Here is a 15037-nt window from a genome sequence, read left to right on the forward strand (position 1 = left end):
CGACGTGCTTTGACCGTTTGTCGACACAGAGCGTCCTGGAAGTGACCAGATAGTGGGAGCCGCATCGTGAGCAAGCCCAATAAGCCCGTCGTCCTCATCGCGGAGAAGCTCGCCCCCTCCGTGCTGAGTGTCTTCGGTGACGAGGTGGAGGTCCGGCACGTCGACGGCACGGACCGGTCCGCGCTGCTCGAGGCGGTGAAGAGCGCCGACGCGCTCCTGGTCCGCTCCGCCACCCAGGTGAACGCCGAAGTCTTCGCGGCCACCACGCAGCTGAAGGTCGTCGCCCGCGCGGGTGTCGGCCTGGACAACGTCGAGGTGCCCGCCGCGACCGAGCGCGGGGTCCTGGTCGTCAACGCGCCGACGTCGAACATCGTCTCCGCCGCCGAGCACGCCGTCGCCCTGCTGCTGGCGGTCGCGCGCCGGGTCCCGGCCGCCGACCAGAGCCTCCGCGGCGGCGAGTGGAAGCGCAGCTCGTTCTCCGGTGTCGAGCTCCAGGGCAAGACCATCGGTGTGGTCGGCCTCGGCAAGATCGGCCAGCTGTTCGCCCAGCGCCTCGCCGCGTTCGACACGAAGATCATCGCCTACGACCCCTACGTTTCGGCCGCGCGCGCCGCGCAGCTCGGCATCGAGCTCGTCACCCTCGACGAGCTGCTGTCCCGTGCCGACGCGATCTCCATCCACCTGCCGAAGACGCCGGAGACCAAGGGCCTCATCGACGCCGAGGCGCTGAAGAAGACCAAGCCGGGCGTCATCATCGTGAACGCCGCCCGCGGCGGGCTGATCGTCGAGCAGGACCTGGCCGACGCGCTGCGCTCGGGCCACGTCGGCGGCGCCGGCGTCGACGTCTTCGTCTCCGAACCGACCACGTCCAGCCCGCTGTTCGAGCTGGAGAACGTCGTCGTGACGCCGCACCTGGGCGCTTCGACGGCCGAGGCGCAGGACCGCGCGGGCACCGACGTCGCGAAGTCGGTGCTGCTGGCCCTGCGCGGCGACTTCGTGCCGGACGCGGTGAACGTCAGCGGCGGCGGCGCCGTCGGCGAGCACGTCCGCCCGTACCTGTCGCTGGTGCAGAAGCTCGGCCAGCTGCTCACGGCGCTCAACCCGACGTCGCCGACGTCGGTGACCGTGCAGGTCAAGGGCGAGATCTCGAACGAGGACACCGGCGTGCTGCAGCTGGCGGCGCTGCGCGGGGTGTTCACCGGCGTCGTCGAGGACCAGGTCACGTTCGTCAACGCGCCGCAGCTGGCGGAGAAGCTCGGTGTCCAGGTCGAGCTGGAGACCGAGCCGGAGAGCCCCAAGTTCCGCAGCCTGGTCACCGTCCGCGCGGTGCACTCCGACGGCTCGGTGCTGAGCGTGTCCGGCTCGGTCACCGGCAAGGACGAGGTCGAGAAGCTGGTCGAGGTCAACGGCCGCGGCTTCGACCTGCGCGCCGAGGGCACGGTGCTGCTGGTCGAGTACCCGGACCGCCCGGGCGTGATGGGCCGCGTCGGCACGCTGCTCGGCGAAGCGGGCATCAACATCGAGGCCGCGCAGATCAGCCAGACGACGGACGGCTCGGACGCGGTGATGCTGCTGCGCGTCGACCGCCACATCGACGCGCACCTGCTGGAGCCGATCGGCGCCGCGGTCGGCGCGCACACGATCCGCGCTGTCGACTTCAACTGACGTAACCCTTTCGAAGGCCCCCTGTCACCCGGCAGGGGGCCTTCGTGCGCAATCACAACTACATAACGGCATCCTTTGCCTACGTAAGTAGGTGTTTTGGGGCATTAGGTTCTCCCCGCGAGGTTGAACCACGCGTCGTCGAGGGCACGGCGCTGTGCCGCGCTTCCACCGTCGGGGGTGTTCCGGAGCGGCAGGCAGGTTCGGGTCCAGACCTCGGGTAAGGGGCCGACTCATGAGCAGATCCCGCCTCCCCGCGCGCGCCACGACGGCGGCCTTCGCCGTCGTTCTGGCCGCTGCGCTCGGGGCGCCGATCGCGAGCGCAGCGGACGCTCCGCTCGCCGACGGTGTTGCGCCGGCGAAGATCGACGACGCGAAGCTGCAGGGCAAGGTTTCGCCGCGGCTGGGGGCCGCGCAGGGCCGGGTCACCGCGTTCGTCGAGCTGGCGAAGAAGCCGGCCGTCGACGCGTTCACCTCCGCGCAGCCCCAGGGCAAGGAGGCCGCCAAGCGCGCCGCCCGGGCCGCGAAGGACGACACCACCGCAGCCGTCAACTCGGTCGTGGGACAGCTGCGCGCGGCCGACGCCAAGCCGCAGGTCGTCACGCAGACCGCCAACGCCGTTCCCGGCGTGGTCGTCACCGCCGACGCCGCGAAGCTGCGTGACGTCGCGAAGCGGGCGGACGTCGTCGCGGTGCGCACCGTCGTGCCGAAGACGCGCACCAACGCCAGCGCCGAGCAGCTCACCAACACCCTCGCCGCCTGGCAGCAGACCGGGAAGTTCGGCGACGGCGTCCGCGTCGGCGTCATCGACGACGGCATCGACTACACCCACGCCGACTTCGGCGGCCCCGGCACGCAGGCCGCCTACAAGAGCGTCGATTCCACCAAGCCGACCCCGCTCTTCCCGAGCGCCAAGGTCGTCGGCGGCACCGACCTCGTCGGCGACGACTACGACGCCGCCACGGCCGGCAAGACCACCCCGAAGCCGGACCCCAACCCGCTCGCCTGCGGGGAGCACGGCACGCACGTCGCCGGCACCATCGGCGGCTTCGGCGTCACCGCCGACGGCAAGACCTTCAAGGGCGACTACAAGAAGCTGGACGCCAAGAAGGTCGACGCGATGCAGATCGGCCCGGGCACGGCGCCGAAGTCGCTGCTCTACGCCATCAAGGTGTTCGGCTGCACGGGTTCGACGAACGTCACCTCGCAGGCGCTGGACTGGGCGCTCGACCCGGACGGCGACGGCGACTTCACCGACCACCTCGACATCGTCAACCTCTCGCTCGGCTCCGACTTCGGCGCGCCGGACGACCCGGACTCGCTGTTCGTGCGCAAGCTCGCCGCGAACAACGTCCTCCCGGTGATCTCCGCGGGCAACGGCGGCGACATCAACGACATCGCCGGCTCCCCGGGCAACACCCCTGAGGCGCTCACCGTCGCCAGCACGCGCGACGCGGGCATCCTGCGCGACGCCGCCGAGGTCAAGGCACCCACCGCGGGCCAGAAGACCGGCCAGTACAGCCAGAACTTCACCGGCTACGACACCCTGGACGTGACCGCGCCGGTCGTCACGCTGTCAGCGTCGAACAGCGCGGGCTGCGCGCCGTACTCCGCCGAGGACAAGGCAAAGGCCGCGGGCAAGTTCGTCTGGCTGGAGTGGGACGACAACGACTCGACCCGCGCCTGCGGTTCGGCCGCCCGCGCCAACAACGCGCAGGCCGCCGGGGCGAAGGGCGCGCTCCTGTCGTCCACTTTGGAACACTTCAGCGCGGGCATCGCGGGCAACGCGGCGATCCCGATGTTCCAGTTCACCGGGTCCGCGACGAAGACGCTGCGTCCGGCGCTGGCCGCGGGCACCCTGCAGGTCCGGCTCTTCGGCGCCGGCCGCGCGTCGATCCAGACCTACGACAAGACGATCGTGGACACGCCGAGCTCGTTCACCTCGCGCGGCACCCGCGGCCCGGCCGTCAAGCCGGACGTCGCCGCGCCCGGGGACACGATCACCTCGGCGTTCCGCGGCAGCGGCAACGGCCGGACCGTGCTCTCCGGCACGTCGATGGCCGCCCCGCACACCACCGGCATCACCGCGCTCGTCCGCCAGTCCCACCCGGACTGGTCGGTCGAGGAGGTCAAGGCGTCGGTGATCGGCACCGCCGGCCACGACGTCTCCGACGGCGCCGGCCACACCTACGCGCCGCAGCGCGTCGGCAGCGGCCGGATCGACGCCAAGGCGGCGCTGGACAACCAGGTGCTCGCCTACGTGCAGGACGACCCGGGCGCGGTCAGCGTCAGCTTCGGCACGGTCGAGGCCGGTGGCCCGGTCACGCTGTCGAAGACGGTCAAGCTGGTCAACAAGGGCGTCACCCCGGCCGAGTACACCGTCGCCTACCAGGCGGTCAACGCGCTGCCGGGTGTCGAGTACACAGTGGACAAGCCGTCGGTGAAGCTGACCCCGCGCGGCACCGCCAAGGTCAAGGTGACGCTGAAGATCACCGACCCCAAGGCGCTGCGCAAGGTCATGGACCCGACCATGGCGGCCACCCAGGCCGGCCTGGCCCGGCAGTTCGTCGCCGACGCCTCCGGCCGCGTCGCCTTCACGCCGGTCAGCGGGGCCAAGGTGCCGCTGCGGGTTTCGGTCTACGCCGCGCCCAAGCCGGTCTCGTCGATTTCGACGCCGGCGTCGGTGAAGTTCGGCGCGGACGCGGCCCAGGCCGTGCTGAACCTGGGCGGCAAGGGTGTCGACCAGGGCACCGGCGCCCAGCGGTACCGCTCGCTGATCAGCGTGCTCGAGCTGCAGGCGGAGTCCCCGCAGCTGCCCGAGTGCGACGCGGACGTGGTCACCGACTGCACGCTGAACAAGACGGCCAAGGGCGGCGACCTCCGCTACATCGGCGCGGCGTCCACCGCTCCGCTGGCGAAGGCGCAGGGCGAGCCGGAGAACGCGCTGCTCGCGTTCGGCCTCTCCACCTGGGGGGACTGGGCGAACATCGGCAGCAACACCTCGCCGTTCGTCGACATCGACACGACCGGGGACGGGCAGCCGGACTTCGAGACCTACGTGACCAAGGCGACGTCCACCGATGTCCTCCTGGCCAACACGGTCGCGCTGACCCCGGGCTTCCCGACCGTGGACGTCCAGGCGGTCAACGGCCAGCTCGGTGACGTCGACACCAACGTGTTCGACACGAACGTGATCACCCTGCCGGTTTCGCTGGCCGCGCTGGGCATCGACGCGAACGCCGACAGCCACCGGATTTCCTACACCGTGGGCGTCAGCGGCTTCTACGTCGCGCCGGGCACGACCAACGGGCTGATCGACTACGTCGGCACGCCGCTGTCGTTCGACGCGCTCGCGCCGGGCTACACGGTGCAGGGCGGCGGCGACGCCGCGCTGGGCTACGTCGCGAAGCCGGGAACGGCCCTGGTCGTGACGCGGAACGCGGCTTCGGCCGCGGCCGACAAGGCCCTCGGCCTGCTGGCCATCGAGCACCACAACGCCGCGGGCAACCGGGCGAACGTGGTCAAGGTGGAGGACGCCCGGCCGGGGAACGCCCGTCAGCCGATCGGGGGCGGCCGCCCGTAGTTCCCGGCAAGATCGATTTTCGCAGGACCAGGGGCGTCTCCGGCGGATTTCCGCCGGGGACGCCCCTCGGCTGTTCACCCGATTGGGTGTCTCACCCTGCGGGAGGATGCGGCATAAGGGTGGTGCGGCTACGGCAGTTTGTCTACGGCCGGTAACCTTCCGGCTGCTGGCGTTTTGTTGCGGTGGGCCATCGGTGCGGCCGGTGGTCCGGTCGACGGAGGTGTGTGGATGCGGCTCGCGGTGATCCCAGGAGACGGGATCGGGCCCGAGGTGGTCTCCGAGGCGCTGAAGGTGCTCGGCGAGGTAGTACCGACGGCGGAGATCACGAACTACGACCTCGGCGCGGCCCGATGGCACTCGACCGGCGAGCTGCTCCCGGAGTCGGTCCTCGGCGAGCTCCGCCAGCACGACGCGATCCTGCTGGGCGCGGTCGGCGATCCGACGGTGCCGAGCGGGATCCTGGAGCGCGGCCTGCTGCTGCGCCTGCGCTTCGAGATGGACCACCACGTCAACCTGCGCCCGGCGCGGCTCTACCCGGGTGTCCGGGGGCCGCTGGCCGACGCGGGCGACGTCGACATGGTCGTCGTGCGCGAAGGGACCGAAGGCCCGTACGCGGGCACCGGCGGCCTGCTGCGCAAGGACACCGAGCACGAGATCGCGACGGAGGTCAGCGTCAACACGGCGTTCGGCATCCGGCGCGTGGTCGCGGACGCGTTCAACCGCGCCGAGGCCCGCCCGCGCAAGCACCTGACGCTGGTGCACAAGACGAACGTGCTCGAGTACGCCGGTTCGCTGTGGTCGCGGATCGTCGAAGAGGTCTCGCTGGAGCACCCGGAGGTGACCGTCGCCTACTCCCACGTGGACGCGGCGACCATCCACCTGGTGACGGACCCGTCCCGGTTCGACGTCATCGTGACCGACAACCTGTTCGGCGACATCATCACCGACCTCGCAGCCGCGGTGACCGGCGGCATCGGCCTCGCGGCGAGCGGCAACCTGGACATCACCCGCCGGAACCCCAGCATGTTCGAGCCGGTGCACGGTTCGGCGCCGGACATCGCGGGCCAGGGCCTGGCCGACCCGACGGCGGCGGTGCTGTCGGTCGCGCTGCTGCTGGACCACCTGGGGCAGAAGGAAGCGGCGCGGCGGATCGAGGCGTCGGTGGCGTTCGACCTCGCGACGCGGGACCAGTCTTCGCCGGGGGCCACGCAGGCCATCGGGGACCGGCTGGCGGCGCTCGTTTCGTCCAACGTGCGGACGGCCGGCTGAGTTTCCGGGAAAGCCCCGCGCCCGTCCTCGGGTGCGGGGCTTTTTCGTGCCCGCACTGTTCCCGGATGGTGGGAGGTTGGCCCAGTTCCTGGACTCGCCCGCGGCCGGTGTGGCATGATGCGACCGTGACCAGCTTCGCGATCATTATCGACGAGCGCGCCGGACGATAGCTCCACAAGAGCCCCCGGCGCGCAACCTCTCGCACCCTGCGGGAGGTTTTTTTGTTGCCTTGAAACGCTAGGAGAAGACCGTGACCCGCCAGGAGCCCGCCGATACGCCGCTGGGCGATGCCTTCCACCTCTACGACACGACCCTGCGCGACGGCGCGCAGCGGGAGGGCATCACCTACTCGGTGCAGGACAAGCTGGCGGTCGCCCGGCTGCTCGACGAACTGGGGGTCGGGTTCATCGAAGGCGGCTGGCCCGGGGCACTTCCCAAGGACACCGAATTCTTCGCCCGCGCCGCGAAAGGCGAACTGAAGCTCCGCCACGCCGCGCTCGTCGCGTTCGGCGCCACCCGCAAGGCCGGCACCACCGCCGACGCCGATCCGCAGGTGCGGGCCCTGCTCGACAGCGAGGCACCGGTGGTCACGCTCGTCGCCAAATCCGACCTCAGGCACATCGAACGGGCTCTCCGCGTCGATGTCGACGAAGCCTGCGCGATGGTGAAGGACACCGTCGAATTCCTCACGAAGGAAGGCCGGCGCGTCTTCCTCGACGCCGAACACTTCTTCGACGGCTACGCGTATTCCCCCGAGACCTCGCTCCGGGTGCTGGACGCCGCCGCCCACGCGGGCGCCGACGTCCTCGTGCTCTGCGACACCAACGGCGGCCAGCTGCCGCTCGGGCTCGCCGAAACGGTGCAGAAGATCAAGGAAACGACCGGATTCCGGCTCGGGATCCACTGTCAGGACGACACTTCCTGCGCCGTGGCGAACTCCGTCGCCGCGGTGCAGGCCGGCGCGACGCACGTCCAGTGCACCGCCAACGGTTACGGGGAACGGGCCGGCAACGCCGACCTGTTCGCCGTGACGGGAAACCTGGTGACCAAGCTCGGCCTCGACGTCCTCCCGACCGGAGGCGCCGCCGAGCTCACCCGCGTCTCCCATGCCCTTGCCGAAATCGCGAACATCGCCCCCTACACCCACCAGGCCTACGTAGGGGCGTCGGCCTTCGCCCACAAGGCGGGACTGCACGCGAGCGCGATCAAGGTGGATCCGTTGCTGTACAACCACATCGATCCGTCTTCCGTCGGCAACGACATGCGGGTACTGGTCACCGAGATGGCCGGCAGGGCCAGCCTCGAGCTCAAGGGACGTGAGCTCGGGGTCGACCTTGCCGGCCGGCCCGAAGCGCTGACGAGCGCGATCACGAAGGTCAAGCGCCTGGAAGCGGAAGGCTGGTCCTTCGAGGCCGCCGACGCCTCCCTGGAACTCCTGCTGCGTCAGGAAGCCGACGACCCGGCGGAGGCGCCGTTCCGGCTCGAGTCCTACCGCGTGGTGCTCGACCACCGCTCCGACGGCGAGGTGATGGCCGAGGCCACGGTCAAGGTGCACGTCGGCGGCCAGCGCGTGATCGCCACCGCCGAGGGCATCGGCCCGGTGCACGCCCTCGACGCCGCCCTGCGGAAGGCGCTCTCGCCCCACCTGTCCTGGTTGGACAGTGTGGAGCTGGCCGACTACAAGGTCCGCATCCTCCAGGGCCACCCCGGCACCGACGCGGTGACGCGCGTGCTGGTCGAGAGCACCGACGGCGAACGCGAATGGACCACCGTGGGCGTGCACGGCAACATCGTCGAGGCCAGCTGGCTGGCCCTGTGCGACGCGCTGGTCCACAAGAGCAGCACCGTGGCCTAGCTCACCGGCTGGGCGCACGTAGACTGGCGGCGTGCGCCTAGCCCGAATTGCTCATCCCGGTGGTGTCGCGTTCGCCTCGATCGAAGGCGACGGCGACGACGCCCAGGTCCTCGAAATCGCCGAACACCCCTTCGGCCAGCCGAACTTCACCGGCAAGCGGTGGCCACTGGCCGACGTCCGGCTGCTCGCGCCGATCCTGCCGTCGAAGGTGATCGCCGTCGGCCGCAACTACGCCAAGCACGCGGCCGAGTTCGGCAACGAGGTGCCCGCCGACCCCATGCTGTTCCTCAAGCCGTCGACCACGGTCATCGGGCCCCACGCGGCCATCCGCCGCCCGTCCGGCGTCGGCCGCGTCGACTTCGAGGGCGAGCTCGCGATCGTCATCGGGCAGCCGGTGAAGAACGTGCCGGCCGCCCGCGCCGCGAGCGTCATCCTCGGCTACACGATCGCCAACGACGTCAGCGCCCGCGACCTCCAGAAGGCCGACGGCCAGTGGGGCCGCGCCAAGGGCTTCGACACCTTCTGCCCGATCGGCCCGTGGATCGAGACGTCGCTCGACGCCTCCGACCTCGCCCTGCGGACCGAGGTCGACGGCGAGCTCAAGCAGGACGGCCGTACTTCGGACCTCGTCCACAAGATCCCCGAGCTGGTCGAGTTCGTCTCCGGCGTCATGACGCTGCTGCCCGGCGACATCATCCTCACCGGCACCCCCGAGGGCGTCGGCCCGATCGAGGGCGGCCAGACCGTCTCGATCACCATCGACGGCATCGGCACCCTGACCAACCCGGTCGAGAACGTCTAGCCCCCGCTTTTCCGATTCAGCGCTGTGCCGGCTCCATCGGCCGCCGGGCGAACGCCGGAGCGTGCTCCGGCCGCAGCCCGAGGCCGAGGAGCCGGGCCGGGAAGTACGACAGCCGCGGGAACCGCGCGAACAACTTGATCATCGGCTCCGGCGGGCCGTTCCGCCTGCCGTTCATCACCCCGCGCACCACGGTCCGGTGCATCAGGCGCTGCAGCCCCTGCACCAGCAGCGTCGGCGCGAGGCGCCGCGCCCGCACCTTCGCCAGCTCGGCCTCCGTCGGACGGCCCCGGCGCAGCGGCTCGGCCAGCAGCGTCGCCGCCGCGACCGCGTCCTGCACCGCCAGGTTGATGCCCACGCCGCCGATCGGCGACATCGCGTGCGCCGCGTCACCGAGGCACAGCAGCCCGTCGACGTGCCACTTGCGCAGCAGGTTGAGCCGGACGTCGAGGAACTTGACGTCGTCCATCGTCTCGAGTTCGTGCACCCGGTCGGTGAACTCGGGGCAGATCTGCGTCACGTTCTCGCGGAAGGCCTCGATCCCGTGGGCGCGGAGGTCTTCGCCCTTCGGCGCGAGGTAGGCGACCTGGTAGAAGTCCGGGCGGGGGAGCGGCACCGCGAAGCGGCGGTCCCGCATCTTCGGCAGCAGCATGCCGCCTTCCTCGCCGTCACCGCGCGAGAGCCGGAACCACCAGACGTCGAACGGGCAGTCGTACTCCCGCGGCACCAGCCCGGCTTCCCGGCGGGCCAGCGACCACCGGCCGTCGGCGGCGATCACCAGGTCGGCGCGGATTTCGCCGGTCTCGCCGGCGCTCGTGCGGTAGGTGATGCCGGCGACCCGGCCGTGTTCGCGGACCAGGCCGGTGCACTCGGTCTCCATCCGCTGGACGAACGTCGGCTCCTTGCGCGCGCTCTCGGCGAGCAGGTCGAGGAAGTCCCACTGCGGCACCATCGCGATGTACGGGTGCGCCACCTTCAGCCGGGTGAAGTCGGCGAGCTTCATCATTTCGCCGTTTTCCTGCGGGAACCCGGCCGAGTGCAGCTCGCTGTGCGGCAGGGCGTGGAACTTCTCGCCGAGGCCCAGCTCGTCGAGCAGCGTCAACGTCGACGGGTGGACCGTGTCCCCGCGGAAGTCGCGCAGGAAGTCGGCGTGCTTTTCCAGCACCGTCACCTCGACGCCGGCCCGGGCCAGCAGGAGTCCCGTGACCATCCCGGCCGGCCCGCCACCGATGACGACGCAGGTCGTGCGCTCGGTCATCTCGACCATCTCCCTTATTCATCGCCTGTTGAATAAGATGAGGATGCACCTCGCGAGCACCGGCGTCAAGGGGTGTGACCGGGGATACGCTGATCGGGCGACGGTGGGTGGCACGCGCCGCCGATGGGCGGAAACCGTCCAAACGCGACAGTTCGTCGGTGGTGTGCCACGTCCGGGCGGTGCCGGCGGGCTCCTCGACCGGGCGCCCCTTGTGGACGGAGTGAATTTCCAAGCCGCGCAACGGTTTCGGATGGCATGGGGTTCCGCACCGGAGGAGGCGACAGCGCCGGTGTGCGGTGCCGGATAACCGATCGGGGACGGTACGCCAACTGGGAGTAGAACCGGTGCGCCGGAACAGGGGTGCGGCAATCACCTCTTTGGCAGCGTCGCGAACGCGGCGGTTGCCCTAGCCTCACTGGGTGGATTTCGCCGTGGCACCCCGGACCCCTTCGCGAACCGCCCCGCCCGCCGCGGCGGCCTCCGAGCCCTGGGCGCCGCCCGAGCTGCGGCTGGTGTGCCTGGACATCGACGACACCCTCATCGACTGCACCGCGGCGATCCGCCGCAGCCTCCACATCCTCACCGGCCGGGGCGACCTGTGGCCGTTGTGGGACCTCATCACCGAGGAGCACGTCGCCCTCGTCGTCGCCGGCGAACTCGACTACGCGACCATGCACCAGCGGCGCACCGACTGCTTCCTGGCCGAAATCGGCATCCTCGCCGACGCCGAGCAGGTGAGTTCGTTCGAGCGGCGCCGAAGAGAACTGCTCGACCACTCCTGGCAGCTGTTCGACGACGTCGTCCCGTGCCTGGAATGGCTCCGCGCGGCCGGCCTGGTCCTCGCCGCGGTGACGAACGCCTCGGGCGCCCACCAGCGCCGGAAAATCGCCGACCTGGGCCTGGCGCCGTTTTTCGACCACGTCGCCATCGCGGGCGAACTGGGGGTGGCGAAACCCGACCCGGTGATGTTCCACACGGTGTGCCTGGGCCTGGACTGCGCCCCGGCCCAGGCGGTTCACGTCGGCGACAAACTGGACACCGATGCGATCGGAGCCCGCGACGCCGGCCTGGGCGCGGTCTGGCTCGACCGCGACGGCATCGGCGAGCGCGCCCCCGAGGGCGTCCACACGGTGGCGGGCCTCGCGGAGCTGCCTGAGCTGCTGGTTTCGGAGTACGCCACGATCGGCGTCCCCGCCCAGCGCGGCAGTGGCACCCCCGCGTTCACCGTCCGGAACGGCGTGCTCTAGTATTTCTCCTCGTGCGGTGCTGAACCGGCCAGCCGGGGCGGTACCTCACTGGGGTATGGTGTAATTGGCAGCACGACTGGTTCTGGTCCAGTTAGTCTAGGTTCGAGTCCTGGTACCCCAGCTGCGGAGAGTGACCCCCCTGCAGGGCGGGAAATCGGCTCTGGTAGGTTCTCTCCAGCAAGAAAAACAGAAAAGCCCCTGGGAAACCAGGGAAGATCCTAAGCCCCCGTCGTCTAGCGGCCTAGGACGCCGGCCTCTCACGCCGGTAGCGTGGGTTCGAATCCCATCGGGGGTACCAGCAAGACCGCTGAGCCCGTCTGACCCAGGTCAGGCGGGCTTTTTCGGTTTGATCAGCCGGGTCCCGCGACGACTCCGGAGATTCTTTCTGCGGCGGGTACCCCCGGCCCGGGTGAGCCGGGCCTCCCGGGCTGAGGACGGCTGTGGCGCCCGCAACGGCGTGCCGCGGGTGCCCCGGCCGGGCCATCGTTGCGGGACGCCGCAGTGCCCGGTCCGGCGCCGTGGCGGCCAGGAACGGGTGAGCTCGCCGGACGCGCCTGACCGGCCGGGTCAGGCGGCTGCGCTCTTGCGGGACGAGCGCCTCGGCGGGGCCGGTGCCTCCCCGGCCGCGTGGGCCTGCTCGTAGGCCGTGACCACCTGGGACGAGAGGCGGCCGCGCTCCGAAATCTCGTAGCCGTTCGCCGCCGCCCATGCGCGGATCTGCTGGTTGCGCTCGCGGTCCGACGTCGTCATCGCGGGGCGGGTGGCTGCCGCGCGGCCGCGGCGGCCGGCGATGCGGCGGCCCGCGCCGATGTAGCGGGAGAATTCGTCGCGCAGGGCCGTGGCGTTCTCGTCCGAAAGGTCGATTTCGTAGGTGACGCCGTCGAGGCCGAACTGGACCGTCTGGGCGGCGGCGCTGCCGTCGATGTCGTCCAGGATCTCGACGAGGACTTTCTGGGCCATTGACTGCTCCTCGGGTGGACACAATGGGCGACGTTCTCTCCGGCGAGTGTATCCACAAAGCCGCCGGAAAGGGAAATACCTGCCCGCCGCGTGCCGTGCGGAAACCGCACGATCAGCCGTTCTTCCGCCCGCGGGCGCCGAGGTACCGGGACGGATCTTCCGTTGCCGCATTGGCGATCCGGGCGCATCACGCATTCCGGGGAAACGACGTGAGGCCGTTCGGCGTAGTCGGTGCCGGGCGTCGCCGAAATGTCACACATTCGCCTCATCGAGTGATGATCGGCGATCCGGTATTCCCCGCGGAAAACCGGCGGTGCCCGGTCTGTCCGCTGTGGAGGGTGTGACGTCTGCTCAACGCCGGTCGGCTGCCGCGGCGAACTGCGCTGCGGATTCCGCCGCGTCCCGGTCGCCGGCCCGCGGATTGTCCGGACTGGCACCCCGAGCGACTCCGGGGCAGCCCGGTGTGGCGCGGAGGCTTCTCGAGGTCGTGCCCGGCGGAGGGCACGCGAGGCGGCCTCGGGAACTCAGGCCCCGAGCCAGCGCCGCAGCGTCTCCGTCTCGCGCGGCAGCACGGCCGGGTCGTCGTCCGGGACGAACTCGAGGAGGACGTCCACCGGGCGGCCCGCGACGAGCTCCAGCGCCGGCCGCCACAGCCGCTCGCGTTCCTGCAGGGGGAGGCGGTGCTGGCCCGGCCACCACGAGAAGACGTGGACCGCGCTGACCCGCTCCAGCATCGTGGCCAGGCCGGCGACCGCGCGCTCGTCCGGCGCGTCGACCGGAGGCTGCCAGTAGGCCGACAGCGCGTCGTGGCCGACGTCGTCGAGCAGCCGCAGCGCCGCCGGCGGGGTGTCCGCCAGCGTTCCGGAGTGGAATTCCAGCGCGACCGTCAGTCCCCGGGCGGCCGCGATCGCCGCCGCTTCACGCAGCGACGCCGTCACCCGCGACCGGGTCTCCGCCGACGCGTCCGCAGAGTCTTCCGTGCCCGCCCACACGCGGATCCGCGGTGCGCCGAGCGCGGCCGCGGCTTCGGCGAGGGCGGCGAACTCCGCCGTGCTGTCCCGGCCCGCACGCCAGTACGAGCCGTAGGAGCAGACCGCCAGCCCGTGGGCGGCGGTCTGCTCGCGCACCTCACGCAGGGCCGCCGCCGGGCGCGGGGGAGCGTGGACGTCGGCGCCCCACTCCACGACGCGCAGCCCGGCCGCGGCGGCGACCCGGGCCACCTCGGCGGCGGGCAACGCGCGGAACGTCACCGAGCACAGCCCGATCCGGTCTCGCAGGGTGGTCGGCACGCGGCTCCTCCGGGTAGTCGCTTTCTTCGCGAGCGTAGGCGACGCCGTCCGCGGCAGACAAGCCGGAAAGCGCTTTCTGGCGTGCCGCGGTCAGCGCACCCGGCGGACGTCGTCCGGCGCCGCTTCGATGCCCGCGACCTGGACCCAGCCCCGGCCACGGACGTGCCCGCGAGCCTGCAGGTCCGCCGGCTGGTGGCGGGGCGCCGCGCCGGCGTCGTAGCTCTGGACGAGCCCTTCCCCGGTGTCGCCGAAGCTCCACAGCTGGGCGTAGACCTGTCCGGCGTGCCGCCAGCGCGAGTGCACGACGGGCTTGGCCAGCAACGCTTCGAACCACTTCGCGCACTCGGCCGCGAGCTGCCGAGGCGGCCCGGTGACGTCGACGGCGAATCCGGTCGGCTCGTCCGGCAGGGTGTAGAGCTGGTTGTGCAGCTGGTCCCCGCGCGCCCGGTCGCCGAGGACGTGGACGCCGAAGTCGCCCAGCGAGACCCGAGCTTCACCGTCGACCAGCGACACCACGGCGAGCAGCGGCGACCCGGGTTCCTCGCGCCAAGCCCAGGTGGAGGCGAACGGGACCGACCAGCGGCCGGCCGCTTCCCGGAGCGCCTCGAGAAAGGCGGTGTCGCGGGGGGAGAGGGCGGGAGTCTCCTCGTCCTCTTCGTAGGGGAACCACTCGGTCATGGGGGAAGGCTAGAGCCGTCGTCCGGCCGCGGAAAAACGCTTTGCGCCGGACTACGCCGGCGATCGGTCCTTCCCGCCGGGCGGGACGGGCTCCGCGCCCGGCTCGTCCGACCGGCGCACCAGGCGCTCCCCGCGCCCGGTCAGGGCACCGAGGACGAAGTCGGCCACGGCTTCGGGCGGGCGGCCGCCCGGCAGCGTGGCCACGACCTGCACCGCGCCGTCCCGGCCGTCGTCCGCGGCGAGCTGCCAGCCGGCGTCGGGGGTCCACAGCAGCAGGTAGTCGCTCGGTTCCCGGTCTCCGGCCCGGCCCGCGAACCGGATGCGGCCGCCCTCGAAGTCGCCGGTCCGGGCGCGCGTGTCCTCGGGCTGCAGCCCGAGTTCGGCGGCCACAGCCTGCAGGTGCGCGCCCGCCGGCGGTTCGTTCGTCATGGCCCGCC

General features: G+C 71.2%; 11 protein-coding genes and 2 tRNA genes. 8 read left to right on the plus strand and 5 right to left on the minus strand.

Features of this window, described 5'->3' with window-relative positions:
- The first annotated feature begins 66 nt into the window (after positions 1-66).
- The 5 genes from serA to AB0J55_RS35615 all read left to right on the plus strand — a co-directional run bounded on the left by serA (position 67) and on the right by AB0J55_RS35615 (position 9171).
- Entirely contained in the window at positions 67-1665 is a 1599-nt protein-coding gene (gene serA, locus AB0J55_RS35595; RefSeq protein WP_364258864.1) for a phosphoglycerate dehydrogenase, read from the plus strand.
- Positions 1666-1897: 232 nt separating this feature from the next.
- Positions 1898-5245: a S8 family serine peptidase gene (locus AB0J55_RS35600; protein WP_364258867.1), complete on the plus strand. Its 3348-nt coding sequence runs from the start codon at positions 1898-1900 to the stop codon at positions 5243-5245.
- 228 nt (positions 5246-5473) lie between these two features.
- Positions 5474-6514, plus strand: coding sequence for a 3-isopropylmalate dehydrogenase (locus AB0J55_RS35605; protein WP_003080722.1), 1041 nt, complete (start codon positions 5474-5476; stop codon positions 6512-6514).
- A 250-nt stretch (positions 6515-6764) separates the two neighbouring features.
- A complete protein-coding gene (cimA, locus tag AB0J55_RS35610) occupies positions 6765-8369 on the plus strand; it encodes a citramalate synthase (RefSeq protein WP_364258870.1) in 1605 nt (534 codons plus the stop codon).
- Positions 8370-8400: 31 nt separating this feature from the next.
- Entirely contained in the window at positions 8401-9171 is a 771-nt protein-coding gene (locus AB0J55_RS35615; RefSeq protein ID WP_364258873.1) for a fumarylacetoacetate hydrolase family protein, read from the plus strand.
- 16 nt (positions 9172-9187) lie between these two features.
- Here AB0J55_RS35615 and AB0J55_RS35620 read toward each other — a convergent pair whose 3' ends face one another.
- Positions 9188-10435 (minus strand): FAD-dependent oxidoreductase, encoded by a 1248-nt coding sequence (locus AB0J55_RS35620; protein ID WP_364258876.1) that lies wholly within the window; start codon positions 10433-10435, stop codon positions 9188-9190.
- Between the two features lie 503 nt (positions 10436-10938).
- On the opposite strand from AB0J55_RS35620, the gene AB0J55_RS35625 reads away from it, so the two are divergent.
- The 3 genes from AB0J55_RS35625 to AB0J55_RS35635 all read left to right on the plus strand — a co-directional run bounded on the left by AB0J55_RS35625 (position 10939) and on the right by AB0J55_RS35635 (position 11971).
- The gene (locus tag AB0J55_RS35625) at positions 10939-11673 is read left to right on the plus strand and encodes an HAD family hydrolase (RefSeq protein ID WP_364258963.1); all 735 of its coding nucleotides are present in this window, start codon (positions 10939-10941) and stop codon (positions 11671-11673) included.
- A 49-nt stretch (positions 11674-11722) separates the two neighbouring features.
- A tRNA-Gln gene (locus AB0J55_RS35630) sits at positions 11723-11794 on the plus strand.
- A gap of 101 nt (positions 11795-11895) precedes the next feature.
- A tRNA-Glu gene (locus AB0J55_RS35635) sits at positions 11896-11971 on the plus strand.
- Positions 11972-12240: 269 nt separating this feature from the next.
- Here the strand turns inward: AB0J55_RS35635 and AB0J55_RS35640 are convergent.
- From AB0J55_RS35640 to AB0J55_RS35655, 4 genes are all read right to left on the minus strand, one after another.
- On the minus strand, positions 12241-12633 hold the full coding sequence (locus tag AB0J55_RS35640) for an Lsr2 family protein (RefSeq protein ID WP_364258879.1): 393 nt from the start codon (positions 12631-12633) through the stop codon (positions 12241-12243).
- Between the two features lie 524 nt (positions 12634-13157).
- Entirely contained in the window at positions 13158-13922 is a 765-nt protein-coding gene (locus tag AB0J55_RS35645) for a TIM barrel protein (protein ID WP_364258882.1), read from the minus strand.
- 90 nt (positions 13923-14012) lie between these two features.
- On the minus strand, positions 14013-14600 hold the full coding sequence (locus AB0J55_RS35650; protein ID WP_364258885.1) for a hypothetical protein: 588 nt from the start codon (positions 14598-14600) through the stop codon (positions 14013-14015).
- 51 nt (positions 14601-14651) lie between these two features.
- Positions 14652-15029: a DUF6292 family protein gene (locus tag AB0J55_RS35655; RefSeq protein ID WP_364258888.1), complete on the minus strand. Its 378-nt coding sequence runs from the start codon at positions 15027-15029 to the stop codon at positions 14652-14654.
- Positions 15030-15037 lie beyond the last annotated feature (8 nt).

The organism is Amycolatopsis sp. NPDC049688, assembly GCF_040674975.1.
Taxonomy (GTDB): domain Bacteria; phylum Actinomycetota; class Actinomycetes; order Mycobacteriales; family Pseudonocardiaceae; genus Amycolatopsis.